We start from the raw sequence: 19,375 nt of genomic DNA, 5'->3' as shown, positions 1-19,375 counted from the left end.
TTGTTAGCGTTTCTGGTCTGCCTTTTCGGCTTTCCGTTGTTTTTTCAATCTCCGTTTTACCTTGATACCCGCCAGGGTGTAAAGAACCACACAGGCAATGAAATTTACCAGTGCAGCAAATTCCACCCCCAGATGAATCACTGCCGGTTTGATGGGCAAAAATAAAGCTACGAGAAGCAGAATAAATGAAATGATACACCGTAAGGACATCCCTTCCGTGCCGTCGCCCCGAATATTCTGGCTCGCACCGGCCCCGATTTTGCTTGTCAAAAAATTAAGGCCATACGCACACAGGGCGGTTACGACCATGAAAATTGCATAATTCATTATTCCTCCAGGGGTTTTAATTTCAGCCTGACCACATTTACCAGTTTCTTAATGCCGCCCTCGCCTGGAGCAAACACATAGCGATATCTCGGCCAGGTGGTGTGAGAAAAAACCTCACCAGCGGTATTCATATCGAGTGGCAAAAGTCTTGCTGTCTTGCTCTCTGGCAGTTTATCTACGGGGATCATCCCTTTCCTGAAACTCTTCATCATCAGTGCAAGTGGGTTTCTGCAATTTTTATTGCTCATGGTTTCTGTGTAACGGATCATCCCTCCCATCGTGATCTGGACTGTACCCAGTTCGCAGTCAAACTGTGGCATCGCAGGCCAGGAAGGAACTTCAAGACTCGTGCTGGTCAGAGCCTGCCCGTAGCCCTGCTCACTGGTTTCCACCGATGTGTTGAGTCTCGGGAACAGAGCATGCATATACCGGATGATCTTTACCACGCCGGGCGTACTGGCTTTGCGCTGATAGATATCAGGCAGCCAGGCCGATGTACTGGCCCATAAGGTGGTACTGGCATAAACCTGTTTCTCCATATGCCACAGAATGGAGGGATCCGAGAGGAAATGATGAACTGTCAGTAACTCAGCCAGAAATCTGTCTTCACTCGGTTGCGTCATAGCATTTTTAAAACTGATCTGAACCCGGAAACGTTCCTTCGCGTTCACAAACGATATTCCCCGACTGACCGCGACCTCGTAAAGCCTGTTGGCCGGGTCCGCATGACAAATACCGGTTAAAATCCGGCTCATGCCGACTCCTTAATCACTTCCACCAGCCCAATTCGGGGCAGGACAGATCGATATTTTTCATCAACATTTCCGCGCTTCTGCCTTTCACCTTTTTCGTAATCTTTTAACGGGTTAAAACGGCCCGGCTCACTGAACAAAATTAACGGTAAAGGGGCTCTGAAGTTGAGTTTGTACGGTCCGGACACGTCATCAGGATCATGTGGACTGGTGTACCTGATATTGACGTTAACAGCAGGAAAGTTACTTTCCCGGATGATGCGAAACTTCCTCAACTGCTCATCTTCATGGCTGACCTCTTCATTGAGCAATGACAACATCATGATTTCCTCACTACGCTCCTGCTTCAGTCGCTTAACATCCTGTATAGTCAACCTGATATCAGGCTGTAGTGCCGTTAGTTCCCTGCGTAAGCGATCAATAACCGTTTCCAGGCGGGTGAATTTATGAACGACCGGAATTTGCCAGGTGAAACCGAGTGTGCGAATTTTCTCAGTCACGATGCGGATGTTACGGGATGCCTGCAGGGTCACCAGCCACGGGCAAACCTGATGCAGAATTTCTGACCGGGAGTCCCTGTATTGAGTGATACTTTTGACCGCATCAGCAAACTTATCCCGTAGCCGGTTGATTTCTCCTACCAGCGCCAACACTTCGTCATGATTATTATTGACGACAATAAACCCGGGGTATTTACGGGTGATTTTGGTTGAATAAGGTTCATTTTTCGCCAAGCCTTTATCAACCCGCTGCTGCCGGTAAATGTCCACCAGGGTGTCGAGGCCAGGCACCGAGTGAGTCACCTTAATTTCCTGTGGGGGATGATACTCCTCCATGCTTCGTGGCTCCGGGAGCGAAGCAAGGTAAGCTGATCCGATCTCGCTATCCTGGAGTAAACTGTGCAGCTCATCGAGTTTGCGTAGTTGCTCTTCATTGTAATGTGCGAAGTCAGTATTCATTTCATCTCCCGATCATGTTTCCCGAGGGCGGACGTTAGTCGTTAAATGAATTCAGGTAAAGTTCTGAATGTCAGCCATAGCGGCAGGCGACGTCCGTCCTGACACACCCGAATCAACCGGTATCGTGTTTTCTCCATCGACACGAGCCAGTAACCAGCAGGGACAGGCCGGTTAATCGTTATCAGCTTCAGGCCGTAAAATCCCCACGAAATGAACATTCGCCCGGCGTGTTCGCTGAAAGAGATCCTAAAGGACGGATAAAGTAGCCAGAATGCCGTAAAGTAGAGATACCATGAATACGGAACCGTCATCTGCAGGATTTCATAGTTACGCACCGTCGCTGTAATGAGTCCAAGGCTTAAAATTGCCCCGATACCGGCATAGGCTTTAAACGATGCACTTTCGTAGTTCTTCCAGGTAATGTTTCCGATACTGTGCACTTTACCCATCGTCCTGCCTCACTGTAATTGGCTATGGCTCTTCATGCGTGGGAGGATATCGTTCTCCCACAGCGACTTTGAGCTCCCGTGACCACCGGTAAGGCGCATTGCACAAACTCGATCAAACACGGAAACTTCTTCCCTGATTGCATGGGTTTGACGATCCGTAAGCTCAATGTAGTCAGGAACAATCTGCATAACCGCGTTCATCATTTCGGCTTTCATAATCCGGGGGCCTTCCTCGGTATCTGCCACATAGGTCTCATCAACATTAAAACTAAATGAACAGAGGAGCTGGCCCTGGGCCTTTGGGCCCATCTGAACTCCTCTGCTGTCAACCGTCAAACGAACGATGGCAAAAGAGCCACCATCACTGGTAATATTTCTGACCAATATGCTGACAGGTGTCATATGCAACCAGCTGTAGATACCCAGGACTATTTCTTCTTTGAAAATCATATTCAATTTTTAGGTTCTCTTTTTTTTCATTAATGAATATGAAAGCATAAAAAAATGCTCTGTAAAGCCCTAATCTATCGAGAGCAGAGGTTTGGTATTTTTTAATTTGTACTCGATAATAATACCAGCAGCATCAGCTGTTGTTATTTCAGACAAGATTGCGTCAATAATTTCAGGGTCGGATATGTTATTGAACCCGAGTCTACGCACCCTCTCTTTTACACATTCAAAACGACGTGCTGTTGCTGTGTCAATGACAAGCGTGTTCACCGGCAAGCCGTCAGCTGCGCCATGCACATCATTCGTTTTCATGTTTGCTCTCCAGATCTGGAATATAATCAAAATTAAAAGCAACTGCCTTTTCTGGTGCACCATCTGCGATGAGCTTTAACCATGAGTATGAATCTTCCTGGTTTAAGAAGATAACCAGGTACCCCTGATCAGAAAGGTTATGTTGTTTTATGAAATCAATATCATTATCCATTCCGAAACCCAGAGGACCACGTACTATGCGTGATTGTGTTGGTAAGTGATGGCTGAACAAGGATAAGACGACTTCTCTCAGGTCTAAATTATCGTGAGCAATGAAAACCACCCTTCTACCATCAGTAACCGAAGATACGATGCTTTTAACACTGGCCTTAATGCTATAGCGATAAACTAACAGTCTCAGTCTGGTCATACTGAGACAAATGATACCTGCACTTGTGATTAAAGCACCATAAACTGAGCCTTCAACGAACCAGTTGATAAGCCCGACAGCCAATAAAGCAACAAAAGTAACTATGCTGAGAAGGAACAAATAAAAGTTTATTTTGTGGTCTTTTGCATACCACGTTGAAACAAGGGCCAAAATGACCATCACAACCAGTAATGAATACATTGAAAGGTCATACGGGTTACTCATCAACACACTCTCTCTCATGCCCAGGGCAACCCCTGACAGGTGAAAAGTCTGGACAATTTTGCGTTGTGATAAGTCGTTCACCGGCTGCATAACGCAATTTCAAGTCCGTACGTAAAGCTTCAGCATTGTCCCCACCAAAAAGGTAGAGAAGGAAATCATCATCGGCCAAAAGTAACTTTTCTAGGCCATAGCATTCGTGTCTGTAGTTCATCAGCCCTCCTTTAAACTATTAAATCACAGTAGAAAGGCAAAGTTTCTGGACTAAGGGACTAAAAATCAGACTTAGAGAAAAATTTTTGGCAAAAAAAAAGCGCATAAAATATGCGCTCTTTTTTATAGACAACAATGAAGAATTAATTTAAGCAGCGAAGATGGTTTTCAACTCGCGCAATGAAGTTCTTCATTGAGGGAAGGTTTAACTCCTCTCCGATGTGAAGGCAGTCAAAGAGTGACCGTACGGGATCGAAGTTAAAACCTTTATTATTAACAAAATCTAAAATCTCTTTCAGATAGGTGTTTTTGTTGCCACCGCTAAAAGACTTAAGTAAAGGCCCTCGATCTAACAGAACACCGGCATTTTGCTTTGTGAGACGGACGCTCTGCATGCTAAACATTTTACAATGATAATATGCAAAGTCCTCACTACCATCCCAATCAAGTGCCATGGAGGAGTGAAATTCAGATAACAAAAGCAACATGGTGCCATGATCGCGAACAACGTAGATAAATTCAGAGTTACCATTGATTAAGGCTTGCTTGATTAAACGCAAATCTGTCTCTATGTCGTAGTCATACCACGGTGTATTAACAAGAGTGGAGGAATGCTTCAAAATGAAGTTATCTTTTACCCAGGCGAATACCGATTCAATATCAATTGCAGAAATATTGTTCATAACAGGCTCTCTTAATGTTAAATGAGAGAGCCCCCACAGGGAGAACTCTCCCTGTATGGGTTATGATAATTACTTAATCAGGTCGAAAAACTTTTCTTCAAGTTTACCAGGAAAAGTTTCTGTCCCATTGAGTATCAGCACATCATTCCAGTCGACACCTTTCTTACCATCAGGAATATCAATTTCTGGTAAGAAAATGTGAACATGGACATTCGCGTGAGGATAGCGTGCAGCGAATAATGGTTCCATTCGGGTCTTAAGAACCTGTGCAGCAGTTTCTCCCGCAGCATTACCTGTTTTTGGATTAACCCGATCTTTATCTGCCCAAATTGTCAATTCGATGAACTCGCAATCAGAAGGAGGCATAAAATGATCAGGAATTTCCAGCATTTCCATAAACGTAGAACTTGAAGATGCCCAGCATGGTATTGAAGTTGCCTCAGTTACAGACAACGCATTCTCTATACCTTCGCTGATACCCAAAAACCAAGCCTTAGACATTTCATCATAGGTTGGTTTAAACAACTGGATCGAGCCACCATTCATCTGATAGACCGGTTTCATCATTAACTTTGGGTTTTCAACATCTGCTTTTACAAGCCCATCATCACTAAGATGAGTTTTATGGATAGTGCAATTGCGACCTAACTTATCGTTAAAGATAGCAACCATCGTGGGGTGAAAGCTGGCAGGTTTATTAGCACCATGCCAGTAACGCATTTTTGGATTTAACCCCAGGCTTGCAGGTAACTTTGTGAGAATCCTCTTGATTCCGCGCCCTGAAAGATATCGCGCTACTAAAGAATCAGGAGTCGCAACGTTAGTATATTTGTATACAGCTTCTAATTTCTTTATGCGATCAAGCCTTTCCTCCTCACCGATATCGGAGAAAGATGAAGCTTTTTTCTCATAAAGAACGATATTAACGCGATCAGCTTCATTCAACTTTCTGACTTTAGAAACACCCATCATTTCCAGAATGTCTTTAGCTGCCTGCGTTTTACTAACATTTTTAAGTTCAGCAATTAAATCAATGCCATCAATGAATGCATTATGTGGATAATCTTCATGTATAGCATGAACACTTTCTAGTGAACGGTCTTTAAATCTAAATTTCGTTTTGCCGTCGCCTGTAAACGGGCATTTTACGGAGCGAGGTGCTTTTTCTAACGCCTCATGAAATTCAGGATAAAAGGACAGAACATTACGCCATCCACCCAATTGATGAACATGAGACTTGACGAGGTCAAATGTCTCTTGTGCATGCTGCATTGGTGATTTAGCCGGTAAATTAGAACTTGTAGAATGACTCATAATATTCTCCTGGCTGACATTGTGGGTTTCACAATGCCTACTGCTGTGCAGATAACATTGAGAAACCCACAACGCAGAATGAAGGAAGTGCCACAGGGTGGCACATTCATTTATAAGATTTCGTAACCGTTATTCCGATATTTACTCACCAGTTTGTCAACTACTGAGTCCATTACTTCAGAATTTTCCTCGGAAAAGCTGGAATCACGCACAAGACGTTCAACCGGCAATATACCGTCAACAACTTCTCCTTCAGTAACGTATATCTTGGTTCCGATCATTCCACCGTCCAATTGACGAGAGTCAACTCGGACACGCTTAATATATTTTTCACCTTTCATATATTTGCTCCTAAAAGGCGAGCAAATACACCCAGGCGGGTATATAAGCCCGCAGGGGAAGGTATTTAAATTTAGACCAGACTTCTGATTAATTCCTTATACAAAGGAATTAATTCAGATATATCGTTTATTGTTTTAAAATAAACGCCGTCGAAGCCTTGTGGTTTTTCAATGCCATAACCGATACAGACAATTTCTATACCATGTTTCTTGGCATGTTCAACTGCTCTGCTAACGCATTCTACAGGACTAGACGGTAAACCATCTGTCGCTATAAAAATAACCTTATGTGTAAAATTGAAACGTAATAAATATTCTACGCATTCATTTATCGCTTCAGCAGTTGGAGTATGTAATCCGCTACTTACATTTTCGTAATCAGAGAAATTGTGAGCAACTGATTCGTTAAATGGCTTAAGAATGTCTATAAAACCTTCTTTCTGGACCGGATAAACAACATCAGCAACATCAATATTGTTTACCGACTCACAAGCCAAGGTAAAAGCGAGGTTAGCATTTAAAGCTAGTTCACCAACTTCATACATAGATGCCGAGATATCACGTAGATTAACTATACCCACGTCAGATCGCTTCCATCCATCCCCACCTTTCTTAAAGACAGATGTTGCGCCCATAGGTACTTCAACAAGCTTTCTTCCATGAAGGCGAGCTCCACGGTCTGTAAGCCGGTTGTTACGGCGGACATTCTGTTTTAATAGAGAAGAAAGTAACTTTCTTAGGTCACGTGAATTATTTTGTGCTTTAGTATAGTCCTCTTCAGTAAGACGGATAAAACCGATGCGAACCCCGTAATTTGTAACATCTTCATCACTGAATGATGCTGCCATCACGGTAATTGCTTTTTTAAGAGCTTCATGAAAATCATGCGATGGTGTTTGGTCATTGTCAGAATCAAGATAATTATCAAGATCCTCTATGGCCTTTTTTATCTGTTCGGGTGAGTGAACAGGTTTTAGATCTGAATTATCACTTAAAGAAGAATCATCGGAGCTGTCAGAATCATCAGAGTCATCAGAGTCATCAGAGTCATCAGAGTCATCAGAGTCATCAGAATCATCATGTTTCTTCTGCTCTTCTTCTTTCTCTTTTAGATCATCACGTAATTTTTCAAACTCTTCATGAAGTTTTAATCCTAAATCACATGCCATAAGAGTTGAATTAACACCGGTAGCTTCTGCGATTAATGAATCAAAACGATCTTTCAAACCTAATAGAGTAGTATCAGCAAGATCAAAGAAATTTTTTAAAATCTCAGGAATGCCTTCTTGCCCTAATTGGTTGACTCGGAGTTTATTTAAAATGTACATTTCCACATATGAAACTATATTTTTTCCATCTGCAGTCATGTAACCATCTTGAACCATTAAAGAATATATTTCAGAAAGCATCGATTTAGATAATGGAAAAAGATTCCCAGTTTTCTCCTCCATCTGAATGTCTTCAAAAAGGTTGATTTCCCGATGAAGTCTTTTTAACTTAATTCGTGCTTTCTTCTCATCGTTTTCTGAAGAGAAAACAGGAACACCATCTGGTAATATATGATCAAAACCTGGTAATTTTGAAAGGTACTCATTCTCAAAACTTATGCAGGTTTCTAATTCAGTAAAACGATTATGACCACCTTCATGACTAATCCAACCAGAGCATAACTTCCAGTATTTATCATTACTAAAGTCACCATCAGGTAAATATATTATTTTTTTAACCATATCAATTCGTGGGTTCATTTTGCGACCAGCAAACCTAATAGTAAGGTCAGGGTCAGCACCAATGACACGAGCGATATTCTGAGCTGCTAACTTTGAACGCAAAGAAGAACTTAATTTAATAGACATAAAGCACCCATATTATATTAAATGGGCGCACCCAAGTGGGTATGCCCACGAGGGAATTGAATAATCAAAAATTGAGTGACGTTCCGAAAGTTACTTTTTTCTGCACGCCATCATTTTTTGACACTAAAGGTAATGAACTACTCTGGGTATTAGCCTGAGGTGATTTAGTTGCAAACGGATCGACAAATTTCAAGCTTGAATTATTGACCAATTTATCATCTAAATCATTAAATCTATTTTTAATTTCGGAAATGAAACTAGTTACTAAATCATCTCCATCCATGATTTTGTTCAAACGGTCAGTATCACTTAAAAGTAATAACCACTCGCGGAACAAACTCATGTGAAGGGCCGAATCCAAATTTCCATTCGGAAGGTGGTTTAATACGCTTTGAATTGAATCAGCAATTTTAGTTGCCCGATCATCCATAAACATAAAACTAACAACCTTTTCCTTCAAATTAGCAAGTTTCTCTACAAAAGTCTGGTCAATCTTTGGCTTAGTGCAGGAAGCATAAATAGATTCAGCAGTCGCCGCGATATCTTTAATTAAACCAACTGTATAGCGGTCACCTAAATCCTCCCCATCAATTGATATTGGTGTGAAAGGTATAGGGTGGCTAACCTGGAAAAGAAAAGAATTTTCGAAGTCTGTCTTTGTCATTCTCAATTTTTCAATCAAGTCTGCAATTTTGGGACTTCTATCTTTTTCCATCTGAATGTACTCTTCATAACGTTCTAAAGCATTCTGGATACCTTCTTTGAAGTACTCTCGGACGGCTTCAACTTCAATTAAGTACTCCTCCAGTTTAGATGTCGGAAGTATGTTCATTGAGCTGAATGGAATGCAATATTTACGCTTTAAATTACTTAGTCGCGTATGCACGGCGCTTTTAAAGTTCAAAGCCTTGCTGGAAATCCATTGAATTTCAACCTTGCTAACGCTGGACTGGTCTGATACTTCATCTTCAACAAAAAACTGTCTTATTTCATTAGTACGACGGCGACCCTGCGAACCTTCGACATCTACCTTAATGATAACGGCACCATCTTGAAGTTCAGGATGGCGATCAATGAAAGTTTGAACGGATTTGCTGATGTGAGTGGTATCGGCAATAGCAGCAATTTTGATTTTAGCCATGATATTTCTCCAGTGTACACCGGAAAAATATCTCCCAGAGGGAAAATATTTCCCGGTGGGGTTTTATAAAGTACGGAATTAAGATTAACTTTCTACTTCAATTGTGAAATTGAAAGAAACATTTCTTCTGGGAACAATTGTTCAAGCAATATATCCGCCCTACTTCTTGCTTCAGAAGATAACTTAGAAGTGAATGCAATTGTGAACCCTACAGAAATTTCTTCATCAAGAACTTTCGAAGTGGCAATCCATGATATGAGTTCACGAATATCCATAACCAACTCGTCGTCTTTCAGATTGTTGAGCTCAAAAGCAACTTTAGCAAACACTCTCAAACATGAAGGACTCAGTTCAGGGAAGTGAGCCTCTGCAGCGTTATACATATCTTTTTCGTCAGGTCTAAACATCGGCAATATTAAAAACCGCTTAATAAATGCAGAGTCTTGAGACTGTGAAGAAGCGAAACGCATATCATCTCCGCTCATGTTCGTATTAGCAGTGCCAATAAATCTTGTGAAACGATTTGCATGAATCAAATCGCCTCCTTCTTTCGCAGTTGCCCACGGTTTACGTTCTAATGGCATATGTAACTTAGCAGCAGTATCGGGATTTATTTTATCAATCTCATCAAGAAGAATGATGTGACCATCACGATAGCCTTGGACAAGGTCACTATATACATACCGTGTATTACCATTTTCCAGCGTTCTCATACCTTCAAGGTCATCAATAGATAATTCGTTATTGATTTGCTTGATGGTGATAGGCCAGTTAAGCATGTGGCTGATATATAATGCCAGCTCAGTTTTACCAGACCCTGACTCTCCTTGCAGACAAATTCCAGCTGTTATCTCATTATTCATGAGCAACTTGATCATTCGACGAAGGGTTATCGGATTTGGACGGTACTTACTATTAAGTAGTGCACGAAAAGGAGTGACTTTTTTGAAAATTGGTACAACGTCATTTTCAGAAAAGCTGCTTACATTAAAATGCTCATTCGCACGAACAAGAATGTAATCATCACAATCTTCGTATTCTACTGCTTTGGTTAATTCATGTGATTCGAAATATTTAATCTCCGATTCTGAATCTTCATTAGCAGTAAGAGAAACAATATTGAATGTATTATTAGCGGCGGTAGCGTGTGTCATAAATAACCCCATTTCATATATGTATAGTAAAGTCTGTTTTTGATAATGGCTTTTGAAGTGTTTAAAAGTAATCCGTAATCAAATCCGTATGCATGAGAAATAACTTTACATGCATCTGAATATAACCACTGAATATAATCAACGGCTTCAGTTTTTAGGACGTATGAATCTTTAATTCGATCCCATGTCCATGCACCATTCTCACTTAAATTTTCAAGGATTAGCATTTGCTCGTCGAAAATCTTTTTAAAGAGTTTCAATCTGTCTGCTATTGACCATTTTATAATTAACGATCTCCTTGAGTCGCAATAACCTGGATCCAAAAAATCTGACCATTTCAGCGGGCCTATAATAGGGTGTGAAAATGTTAAGTTGTCAGTGTTTAATGAATTGATAAGGTTTTGCATTGACTCTCTTGAACGCACCTCAAGTAAGAGCCTTGACTTTATAAACAGAATAATTTCATCGGGGTCATATCCAAAGTAATGACACACGATTTGAAATTGTTTAGTACAGTACCAGTCTAACTCCAATTTTAATTTAGGTGTTAAATATCGATAACCATGTGAATCGATTTTATAAACCATGGAATGGTCTATATGGTACTGAACAGTTACAAATGATGATTCCATCAACTTATAGAACAATGTGGAAATATGTTCATCAGACCAAACGAAATCATCAAGCTCCTGATATTCATAGGTTGATACGTCACCTATATCAGATTCATTGATTGAAGATGAAACCACAGGTTTATATACCTTCTCCTTAACTTCATCTTCCTCGAATGAAAAGAAGCTAAAACTAAGTTGGTTTTCATTAACAATCCTTTTAAATTTACTACTTAAATGCATGATAGGTCTCTCCAACGGAGAAACCCAAAAGGGATTTCTCCCTATAGGGTTAAAGAAATTTAACGCGTTAAGAACCTTGAAGCGCCAAAGCCTTCTATCGGTTTAGGTACTCTATGAAGCAATTTCTGGGCTTGAACTCTGACGACCGTGAATTCACCAGAAGACACTTTATCAGTAACAAGACAACCAGAAATCATAAGGCTATCACCTCGAATAATTTCCTTAAATTCCTTATCATACAGGTCTTGTGGTATCTTCACCTGGATAGGGGAAACGACCATTTCGACTTTACCATTATTTTCCATTTCTTGTTTGTTATCCAGTATTAACATAATAGTGTCATATTCTGGACGAATTATAACCTTATTAACCTCACCGGAAACACAGACAGTATTAATATGATTAGTAAACATTTAGGCCTCTTTTAAAAAATAAAAAGAGACCCAGAAGGAGTCTCTTTTCTCCTTATGGATGGTATGCGTGTATCTTGTATAAAGAAGACGCTATATATATGACGTTCATTGAATGTAGCTAACGAAGTTATATAAAGCAGAAGCTCCAAAATAGACAACGGCTACACAAGCAGCTCCTTTCAGAACTCTTGATGTTACCGAATCATAGAAAGAAATAACCTTATTTGGAATTTCAGTGATTGCTTCATCAACTAAGGGCTTTTCAGTGAAGGCCTTTGCTTTTAATTCCTCTTCTTTCAATGAGGCTTCAAGCTTAAGCAACTTAGGCATTGAATCAGAAACAACAAAATCAAAACCATCAACTTTGTGGATCATCATCTCTTTAAATGAAAGCCCATAATGTTTATCTTTAAGACCGAACTCTCTCATCAAAGGTTTCAATTTACTGTAAAAGTCATTAAGGTCCTTATGGGGAGATTCTACAGTCTCAATAAAGTTTTCACGTTTATAAAAAACAAAGACTTCATCAATGACAAGTTGAAGCCACTGACTTACTTTAACTGCTCCAAGTTTAATCAGTTTTTCTTTTCCGAAGTTAAGATTTTCTGATGAAACAATAGAGTCAATATTTAACTCGATAAGCCTAACATCCAGAGATGCTAAAAATTCTTCGAGTGTTTTTTCACGTGGAATGTCAGGGAACTCTTCAAGAAGTTGCTCAGCCTCATCGAGAGTGATCTCCTTAATGAAAGTATCGCTAACATTAATGCTGTAGATAACAGAACGTTCAGAACCAACAAGATGCTTCAGTTTTGAACTTTCCTCAAGCGCTTTTAACTCGACTACACGGCTGACAGAATCTGTCATATACCAAATGTAAGCCTTGTCGTTATCAGTGCCCTTTTCAATTTTGCAAATATCACTGCCAGTATTTGATGGTGGAATTTCGTCACCATAGAATACTTTTGCATGCGCCATTAAAATTGAGTCTTTATCAATTTTTTTAGGAGCTTTAGCAGCTGGCTGTGAAGTTTTAGCAGTATTTGATGTTTTAGCACGAGTAGATGTATTAGCAGTTGAATTAGCAGTAGTAGCAGTCATTTTAAGTACCTATTAGTTTAGATTTGAGTAACTAAAACCACATACATAGTTTCAGTTAAAGGTGGCATATGCCGTCGTTTATCACCCGGAAGTAACAAACCGCCTGAATTTATACTCTTCTGGCATTAAGGAGTCCGTAGAAAGTTACTTTTTAAAAGTAAATAAGCTACGAGTTGTGGAAATACAGACGTGAGTAATCGCACCAGCGCCACTCTATGAAAAAGAGGCTCTGGTGTCGCAACTCAAAAATGAGCTATCCATTTATGGATATCTTAGAAGGGGTATAGGTATTAAAACAAACTATTGATAAATTTATACAACAACATTCTTTCATTGTAAACAAAAATCTTCTTTGCCTTCAACCACAGCATATTCACCGGATAACTCAACTACTTTAGGGAACGATTCGGTTATAAATTCAGATGGTTTTCCATGCCACGTTATGTAAAGCTCTGACTCGGCGCGTGTCATTCCTACAAAAAATAATCGGCGCTCCTCCTCAATACCTTCATCCCCAATGGCTTTTGGTGATGGTATTTGGTCATTGTTGCAATTTATAATTATTACTTTTTTCCATTCAAGGCCCTTTGAACCATGCAGTGTGCAAAGACATATTCCACTCTGCTCGGTATCAGTTGGTTCTTTTTTGCTCCCCATCGTCATGCCAGCTGCAATATTAAGCATCTTCAGCCATCCATCTTTGATTGCCCATCGATAGCAGGACATTAATGATAACCGGGTAACTGATGGATCACCTTTTGTATTGAACATTTTGTATCCGGCCATTTCTAACCACTCTTTTATTTTTTTAAACCGGTTTTCTATCTCTTCCTTACTTTGCGTGTCAGTCAACATGAGCGTCATATGCTTATGCAGCATTTTAGTGAGCACAGAAGAATCATTGGGTAAGTCCGTTTGCTGAAAAGTAACTTTTCTGGCACTCATCTGTTTCCATAACACATCAAGGATTTGCTCATCTTCATTTAGAAATGAAAGCACTCGTTTCATCAGACCAACGTTACCAGGCTGCCTGAAGTAGGTGAACAGGTGAAGGATATTACTAGGCTCCAGTCCTTCCCAGAAGGATTTACCTCCTATCCGGGTGACCGGCATCTCGAGATAACTTTCCATCTTGTCCAAAGTGGTGTTGTTTCTGCTCAAAATGGCCCAGTCATTTGGGTTCTTCTCCACCAGATCTCTGATAGTCTCAAACTGGTTTTCTGCATCATCAGTTTTCACAAAAGTAACTTTCCCTCTATCTCCTTGCCTTCCTGATACAAGGCTTTTCTCGTAACGTGCCTTGTTCTTGCTTATCACCGCATCAGCAAATTTCAAAATGAGTGGGGCACAACGGAAGCACTTTGTTAGATGAAAAACATTGGGGTTGTATGCTTTGTTGAACTGCCTGAAAATCTTTACGCCTCCGGCATCCCTGAAGCTATATATTGTCTGGTCATCATCACCAACTATCGTGGTATTGATCCCTCTTTTGGCGTGTTCTGAAATCCATGTGAATTGAATTCCATCGGTATCCTGTACTTCATCAACAATCAGATGCGTGATACCTAATGGCCTCATTTTATCTGTGCTGAGCATTCCAACAACATATTTTGACAATGAGTTGAAATCTGCAACATTGTCCTTTTTACAAAAATTCATATACTCGTTGTAAAATGCTATTTGGTCACGTGTATATTTTATCTTAATAATATCAGGATTTAGTTCTCGTCCGATCCCATCAATAAATGGCATGATGTCGTACACACCTTCATGGTAGTCCAAATGTTTCTGAACACGAGAAACCATAGCCATCTGTTTGTGACCGATAAGTAGCCCACCTTTCCAGCCGGTTTGATTAACCATTTTTTTTATGAAACCATGAAATGTGTCTACCTCAATCCTACTCATGAGTTGTGGTTCTATCATTTTTTGTAGACTACCTTTTAAAGAATCAGTAGCGGCACGGGTAAAAGTAACCAATGCTACTCTGGCTAAAGGATGTCGCTGAAAAATAGCTTTAGTTCCTTCCTTCATTGTGAAAGATTTCCCACTGCCTGGGCATGCAATCACCATTGTGTTTTTATCCATGTTTCGTATAACACGGTCTTGTTCTTCAGTACTAGATGCCATCTTAGCTCCTTTATATCTAGGTATTTATAATGTCACATCCAGGTGCTTTTTTTTCGTAATAGTATCAACTTTAATTTTTTCTTTTTTTCATTTTTTATGGTGATGTGCTTGTAGATTTCTTTAGTTTATGAAGGCAATCCTACTCATGTTGTGTTTCATAAACTCACACTGTTTATGACCTATAAAAGATAAGATTAAAAAATACCCCCTTGCACAAGGAATTTTATATGGAATAATCACTTTAAATAAACCACTGGGACACATAAATGAAAAAGACACTGACCACTGTACTGGCTTGCACACTCCTTGCCGGTTGTGCTACACAACCAACCAGCCCGGAAAACCGCATGTTTACTAAAATGCATGACGTCTACTGGCACTCAGATCGTCAGAAATCCTTGGCAGTAAACGCATACTCATTGGCTGGGGTCCAGGCAAATGTCGAAGAAGCTGAGAATGCTGCTGGAGGCGTCGATGAAGGTCTTGCCTCCAAAATGCTTTTGAATACGGCTACTGGAGCGATCACCGGTGGCCTTAACGCAGGAATCGGAATGTTTACAGCATCTCTTTATAGTGAAGCAGATGCGGAATACATCCAGGCCCCACAATTTGTAGTTTTCGTGCCAAACCCAACCAATCTGCCATACAATGACTCGGCACTTGTTAAAAATGGGGCGAAAATAATTATCGATGCTATCAAAGATCATCCTAAACTAAACAATGCAACTTACTCACAACAAAGCAAAGCTCTTTCTGAATGTACAATAACTAAGTCCTTTATGGGGCCTTGGGATACGTGTGAGACTAAAACTGAAGTACCGCAATCTGGTAGTAATGGAACAACCTTCTTTAAGTATCAAGTAATCCGTCCAGCTACTGGGTCAGAACTAGATGAATTACATATACGAGCTGGTAATTATACAGTTATTCGATATGTCTACTTTATGGTGAAGGGACTATCTTTTGATACCACTGGTTTCCCTGGGTTTACACTAATGCCTCAAACACCAAAAACGGCCCCGGGCTATGCAAGTGTATCTCTTAATGGCGGAGAATATTACTTTATCAAGGGTGATTTAGGATATAAAAAATTCCCTTTAAAAAAAGGCATTGATTAAAATATTATAATCTGACCGGGCTATACCCGGTCAGATAGTTATTTGATAATAGCTCCGGTAATAGGATCCGTGTAAACTGAACCTACTTCGCAGATTGCTGGTCTTGGTAAGTATGAACAGTCAACATTTTCTGCTTTCAAAGCCTGCGTATTCTCTTCCCTCGCTTTTGTCATGTTGACATCACCACCCATTGACTCTAATGCTCGTTCAGATGGTAACTGTGCATTGTCATTCTTATAAGGTCCCATATTAGCAACTGAGCTTTCTGTAAATGTTGCATATTCATCGGGGACCTCCCCTGCTACAACGGCAGATTCAATATATTCAGTCATGTCTATTTTATCCCAGTCAAGTTGCTGAACCTGTGAGATAGTTAATCCAACACAACCACTTTCTATGGGATTAATACCTAATTGAGGATAAGCCTGCTGCATTATAACTCTCGATAATAACGAGTTGTAACAACACATATCCGTTGCTTTTTTAATACATTTCTTTGTGAATCCAACGTTCAGATATTTAACACAGCGGTCGGTATCTATTACAAAACATGCTCCTTGATTCTTGTGTATTGATGCCTCCATTTCCTTTTGGTCACATGCAAGAAGCATTTCGAGAAGCATTTTTGTTATTTGATAAGCTGTATAAATCCAACCAATAACATTCAAGGCCAACATAAAGTTGGTAACAGCTGAGGAAAAAACAGCCTGCCCGGCTGCACTTGCTGTTTTATCAAAAACAAAGTCCCTAATTGCGTCGGGTAACATGTCGTAAGCTTTATTCATTAACTGCTGTTTAATTGCAGCGAGTCCTCCAGTCTGTAACCCGTCTTTGGTAAGCTCAGTTGCGGCTGCGGAACCACCCCCCTCTACTGTGGTAGATCCAATCAGTTTAGAAACGTTGCCTGTAACTGACTCATACACTGACGTCAGGGGTTCGGTCACTCGTTGCCACATTTGACCCACACTTGACGATACTCCGGACGTCCATTGCCCTACTGAATTAGTCATAGAGGCCCAGGTACCGGATTCGCCTCCAGTCCAGGTCGTCAACTTAGCTGAGATTTTACTCCAGTTTGTATTTCTCAACATGGTACCTGCCAGGATAATGGCTTCAAGCTTACCAGCTGCTCCTTCAGGAGCTTCGCAGCAGTCAGTTTTTGCGAGTCCATTAACAAAACCTACAGAGCGACCGCACCATTGCTTCTCACCAGAAAAAACAACGCAGGAGTTTGAATCATTTGGGTCGCTGCACATTGCGTCACCCTGCATATTCTGGACCATGCTTGTGTAGGCAACAACTTTTCCAAAATCTTTATTTTCCTCATTTGCACCAGTATTACACGTACCACCAGAACATGGGATCATACCTATGCAAGTATTAGACTCATTAGTAATAGTAACGGTTCTTGTTGTGCCTTCATCGCAAGTCCATTTTTGTTCATACATATAGCATTGATTCGTGCCTTCATCGAACCATCCTTCTGCACACGATTGTTTTGACATCGAACACGACGAGTTTGTGGAGTATTTGGAGCATGCATCTGGCATGGTCTTTATATCATCGTAGTTGTAACAGGCATCATTCCCATCAGCATCTTTCAAGATATTACCTGATGCGTCATACTGACATAATTTTTCTTTTCCTAGTGGGTCACAGAAATAACCTTCTAGGTTTGTTTTCCAGGTTATATTATTTGTGTCTCCGTCATAAAGAGGTGACGCATATTGCAGAATAGACTGTGGTAGTCGTTTTGTTCCAACATCCAAATCGTTAAATCTATCAAAGCGACAAAATGAGTCTGTTTTTTTTACAGCTTCATAGCACCCTGCTGGTTCTTGTATGTGTTTGTCTTCAAGTTTAATATTTTCAAATATCAATTCTACTTCAAAATACCCTTCGCCTTTACCGCCTACCCATACAGTGGATGACATTTCAACTTCATTGTCTGACTCATCGTATACTGATTTTTTGACTTGTTCAGTAACATCAATAGGCTCTTGTAGTTTATTTGATGTTTTTCTCTCAAGACCATTTCTTGGCGAACCATAACCCGGATCACGATATTCACCATCTATATGTGCGAAAATTTGGGTGTTATCTATTTTGACCTGCATGTGGTCATCCCATTCTGCAGAAACTATTTTGGCAGATTTAATGACAGCATCCTGGTGAAAATGAAGTGACATACTATTTTCATGCACGCCCTCATCAAAATAGTCATCACCATGTCGTCCGAACCAGACTCTTATACAATTGTCACCACATACGCTTAGGTCGCCATTTCCTCCTGAAATGTATACAGGAACACTAAATTCACGAGTTATCGTACAACTGCTGTAATTATCCTTTTTAGGTGCATTACAGTAATACTCCTTATAATCTGGAGTGTGTTTGTCAATTGTTGAAGTAGTTGTCTGCGTTGAGCAATTCTGTAGCCACTGCCCTGTTCCGGCTGCTGCATTGGCAATCTCGCTTCTTCCACTCGTGAACATAGGGTCATTTGGTGAAATATTAGGTATAGGATTCGACTTGGTAGCAGACACCAGCGACCGGTAGGCCTGGCCGTCATAGCTGTTTGCTGTAAAAAGCTGACTTTTCCTGTTTTTAATATCCTCTACAAACCCCTTCTCATCCCCATAACTGTCATCTGCATTAAACTGAACATCAGCATTATTTTGCTCTGAACTGTACATTTCAGCCGTATTGGTGCCCGTTATTCTGCCACCAGCATTAGGGTTAGGTTTAATTGATATACTTCCATCTTCATTCCGGGAAAGTAACTTTCCTCCATTTTCAGTTCCATTAATTGTTATGTTATTCCCACTCATCTTTGGAAGTGAAACTGTTCCTGCTATATCAGCTCCGTCTGTTTTTGCAAAGTTTAATACATCCTCATTAGAAAACTGCTTACCACTGTACTTACTCATATCAACACTTGAAGAGCCAGTGTTGTCGTATGAATTTAGTTTCTCAGTGTATGAACCACCTTCACTACTCTTATATTTTTCCAGAATATCATCTGTCGTAACCGTTGCGGTTCTGTTTGCAGCGGGGTTACTTAGGTCAAAGGTATTTTCAAGACTCTCATATATTTCGTTTGCGGCATAAACCCTTGGGGTCAATACCATGTTTATCAGGGTGACATAATATGCCCAACTCAGTGTGTTAGTTATTATGGATACGGATAAAATCAAAGAAATAATTTTTTTCATA

19 protein-coding genes are annotated in these 19,375 nt (G+C 40.3%); 1 reads left to right on the top strand and 18 read right to left on the bottom strand.

Features of this window, described 5'->3' with window-relative positions; translation table 11 throughout:
* Positions 1 to 3 precede the first annotated feature (3 nt).
* The 17 genes from ABLU95_RS25350 to ABLU95_RS25270 form a co-directional block, all read right to left on the bottom strand.
* Entirely contained in the window at positions 4 to 327 is a 324-nt protein-coding gene (locus ABLU95_RS25350; protein WP_064371178.1) for a hypothetical protein, read from the bottom strand.
* On the bottom strand, positions 327 to 1,082 hold the full coding sequence (locus ABLU95_RS25345) for a hypothetical protein (protein ID WP_348880499.1): 756 nt from the start codon (positions 1,080 to 1,082) through the stop codon (positions 327 to 329). The genes ABLU95_RS25350 and ABLU95_RS25345 overlap by 1 nt, the downstream gene beginning before the upstream one ends.
* Complete coding sequence (locus ABLU95_RS25340; protein ID WP_044350441.1) at positions 1,079 to 2,038, bottom strand: DNA replication terminus site-binding protein; 960 nt, start codon at positions 2,036 to 2,038, stop codon at positions 1,079 to 1,081. Before ABLU95_RS25340 ends, ABLU95_RS25345 begins: the two co-directional genes overlap by 4 nt.
* Before the next feature lie 41 nt (positions 2,039 to 2,079).
* Complete coding sequence (locus ABLU95_RS25335) at positions 2,080 to 2,487, bottom strand: hypothetical protein (protein WP_064371179.1); 408 nt, start codon at positions 2,485 to 2,487, stop codon at positions 2,080 to 2,082.
* Between the two features lie 9 nt (positions 2,488 to 2,496).
* On the bottom strand, positions 2,497 to 2,937 hold the full coding sequence (locus tag ABLU95_RS25330) for a hypothetical protein (RefSeq protein ID WP_064371180.1): 441 nt from the start codon (positions 2,935 to 2,937) through the stop codon (positions 2,497 to 2,499).
* A 69-nt stretch (positions 2,938 to 3,006) separates the two neighbouring features.
* Entirely contained in the window at positions 3,007 to 3,249 is a 243-nt protein-coding gene (locus tag ABLU95_RS25325) for a hypothetical protein (RefSeq protein WP_044352267.1), read from the bottom strand.
* On the bottom strand, positions 3,236 to 3,934 hold the full coding sequence (locus ABLU95_RS25320; RefSeq protein WP_224314191.1) for a hypothetical protein: 699 nt from the start codon (positions 3,932 to 3,934) through the stop codon (positions 3,236 to 3,238). The genes ABLU95_RS25325 and ABLU95_RS25320 overlap by 14 nt, the downstream gene beginning before the upstream one ends.
* 263 nt (positions 3,935 to 4,197) lie before the next feature.
* Entirely contained in the window at positions 4,198 to 4,737 is a 540-nt protein-coding gene (locus tag ABLU95_RS25315) for a hypothetical protein (protein WP_348880498.1), read from the bottom strand.
* A 69-nt stretch (positions 4,738 to 4,806) separates the two neighbouring features.
* A complete protein-coding gene (locus ABLU95_RS25310; RefSeq protein WP_044351634.1) occupies positions 4,807 to 6,051 on the bottom strand; it encodes a toprim domain-containing protein in 1,245 nt (414 codons plus the stop codon).
* A gap of 110 nt (positions 6,052 to 6,161) precedes the next feature.
* On the bottom strand, positions 6,162 to 6,392 hold the full coding sequence (locus tag ABLU95_RS25305) for a hypothetical protein (protein WP_348880497.1): 231 nt from the start codon (positions 6,390 to 6,392) through the stop codon (positions 6,162 to 6,164).
* A gap of 71 nt (positions 6,393 to 6,463) precedes the next feature.
* On the bottom strand, positions 6,464 to 8,248 hold the full coding sequence (locus ABLU95_RS25300; RefSeq protein ID WP_348880496.1) for a hypothetical protein: 1,785 nt from the start codon (positions 8,246 to 8,248) through the stop codon (positions 6,464 to 6,466).
* A 64-nt stretch (positions 8,249 to 8,312) separates the two neighbouring features.
* The gene (locus ABLU95_RS25295; RefSeq protein ID WP_009652461.1) at positions 8,313 to 9,389 is read right to left on the bottom strand and encodes a DUF3150 domain-containing protein; all 1,077 of its coding nucleotides are present in this window, start codon (positions 9,387 to 9,389) and stop codon (positions 8,313 to 8,315) included.
* A 92-nt stretch (positions 9,390 to 9,481) separates the two neighbouring features.
* On the bottom strand, positions 9,482 to 10,543 hold the full coding sequence (locus ABLU95_RS25290) for an AAA family ATPase (RefSeq protein WP_009652428.1): 1,062 nt from the start codon (positions 10,541 to 10,543) through the stop codon (positions 9,482 to 9,484).
* Positions 10,540 to 11,397 carry a hypothetical protein gene (locus ABLU95_RS25285; RefSeq protein ID WP_348880495.1) on the bottom strand — a complete coding sequence of 286 codons (858 nt, stop codon included), beginning with the start codon at positions 11,395 to 11,397 and terminating at the stop codon, positions 10,540 to 10,542. The genes ABLU95_RS25290 and ABLU95_RS25285 overlap by 4 nt, the downstream gene beginning before the upstream one ends.
* A 59-nt stretch (positions 11,398 to 11,456) precedes the next feature.
* Positions 11,457 to 11,810 (bottom strand): hypothetical protein, encoded by a 354-nt coding sequence (locus ABLU95_RS25280; protein WP_042927270.1) that lies wholly within the window; start codon positions 11,808 to 11,810, stop codon positions 11,457 to 11,459.
* Positions 11,811 to 11,915: 105 nt separating this feature from the next.
* Entirely contained in the window at positions 11,916 to 12,911 is a 996-nt protein-coding gene (locus ABLU95_RS25275) for a hypothetical protein (protein ID WP_348880494.1), read from the bottom strand.
* Between the two features lie 330 nt (positions 12,912 to 13,241).
* Positions 13,242 to 15,041, bottom strand: coding sequence for an ATP-dependent helicase (locus tag ABLU95_RS25270; protein WP_237376720.1), 1,800 nt, complete (start codon positions 15,039 to 15,041; stop codon positions 13,242 to 13,244).
* Between the two features lie 266 nt (positions 15,042 to 15,307).
* Here ABLU95_RS25270 and ABLU95_RS25265 point away from each other — a divergent pair, with 266 nt between their 5' ends.
* Positions 15,308 to 16,159 carry a hypothetical protein gene (locus ABLU95_RS25265; RefSeq protein ID WP_227500428.1) on the top strand — a complete coding sequence of 284 codons (852 nt, stop codon included), beginning with the start codon at positions 15,308 to 15,310 and terminating at the stop codon, positions 16,157 to 16,159.
* Positions 16,160 to 16,197: 38 nt separating this feature from the next.
* Here ABLU95_RS25265 and traN read toward each other — a convergent pair whose 3' ends face one another.
* Positions 16,198 to 19,374 (bottom strand): conjugal transfer protein TraN, encoded by a 3,177-nt coding sequence (traN, locus tag ABLU95_RS25260; RefSeq protein ID WP_348880493.1) that lies wholly within the window; start codon positions 19,372 to 19,374, stop codon positions 16,198 to 16,200.
* Between the last annotated feature and the right edge of the window lies 1 nt (position 19,375).

Source organism: Klebsiella sp. GG_Kp146, assembly GCF_040061975.1.
Taxonomy (GTDB): Bacteria; Pseudomonadota; Gammaproteobacteria; order Enterobacterales; family Enterobacteriaceae; genus Klebsiella; species Klebsiella quasipneumoniae.
Note: the sequence above shows the minus strand (reverse complement) of the source record. Positions and strands in the feature narration are given on the sequence as shown.

Bases quoted from the DNA above. Each gene is read 5' to 3' on its own strand.
- ABLU95_RS25280 (WP_042927270.1), bottom strand. From the start codon at position 11,810: ATGTTTACTAATCATATTAATACTGTCTGTGTTTCCGGTGAGGTTAAT.
- traN (WP_348880493.1), bottom strand. From the start codon at position 19,374: ATGAAAAAAATTATTTCTTTGATTTTATCCGTATCCATAATAACTAAC.
- ABLU95_RS25315 (WP_348880498.1), bottom strand. From the start codon at position 4,737: ATGAACAATATTTCTGCAATTGATATTGAATCGGTATTCGCCTGGGTA.
- ABLU95_RS25350 (WP_064371178.1), bottom strand. From the start codon at position 327: ATGAATTATGCAATTTTCATGGTCGTAACCGCCCTGTGTGCGTATGGC.
- ABLU95_RS25265 (WP_227500428.1), top strand. From the start codon at position 15,308: ATGAAAAAGACACTGACCACTGTACTGGCTTGCACACTCCTTGCCGGT.
- ABLU95_RS25305 (WP_348880497.1), bottom strand. From the start codon at position 6,392: ATGAAAGGTGAAAAATATATTAAGCGTGTCCGAGTTGACTCTCGTCAA.
- ABLU95_RS25295 (WP_009652461.1), bottom strand. From the start codon at position 9,389: ATGGCTAAAATCAAAATTGCTGCTATTGCCGATACCACTCACATCAGC.
- ABLU95_RS25275 (WP_348880494.1), bottom strand. From the start codon at position 12,911: ATGACTGCTACTACTGCTAATTCAACTGCTAATACATCTACTCGTGCT.
- ABLU95_RS25320 (WP_224314191.1), bottom strand. From the start codon at position 3,934: ATGCAGCCGGTGAACGACTTATCACAACGCAAAATTGTCCAGACTTTT.
- ABLU95_RS25310 (WP_044351634.1), bottom strand. From the start codon at position 6,051: ATGAGTCATTCTACAAGTTCTAATTTACCGGCTAAATCACCAATGCAG.
- ABLU95_RS25345 (WP_348880499.1), bottom strand. From the start codon at position 1,082: ATGAGCCGGATTTTAACCGGTATTTGTCATGCGGACCCGGCCAACAGG.
- ABLU95_RS25325 (WP_044352267.1), bottom strand. From the start codon at position 3,249: ATGAAAACGAATGATGTGCATGGCGCAGCTGACGGCTTGCCGGTGAAC.
- ABLU95_RS25340 (WP_044350441.1), bottom strand. From the start codon at position 2,038: ATGAATACTGACTTCGCACATTACAATGAAGAGCAACTACGCAAACTC.
- ABLU95_RS25270 (WP_237376720.1), bottom strand. From the start codon at position 15,041: ATGGCATCTAGTACTGAAGAACAAGACCGTGTTATACGAAACATGGAT.
- ABLU95_RS25285 (WP_348880495.1), bottom strand. From the start codon at position 11,397: ATGCATTTAAGTAGTAAATTTAAAAGGATTGTTAATGAAAACCAACTT.
- ABLU95_RS25335 (WP_064371179.1), bottom strand. From the start codon at position 2,487: ATGGGTAAAGTGCACAGTATCGGAAACATTACCTGGAAGAACTACGAA.
- ABLU95_RS25330 (WP_064371180.1), bottom strand. From the start codon at position 2,937: ATGATTTTCAAAGAAGAAATAGTCCTGGGTATCTACAGCTGGTTGCAT.
- ABLU95_RS25290 (WP_009652428.1), bottom strand. From the start codon at position 10,543: ATGACACACGCTACCGCCGCTAATAATACATTCAATATTGTTTCTCTT.
- ABLU95_RS25300 (WP_348880496.1), bottom strand. From the start codon at position 8,248: ATGTCTATTAAATTAAGTTCTTCTTTGCGTTCAAAGTTAGCAGCTCAG.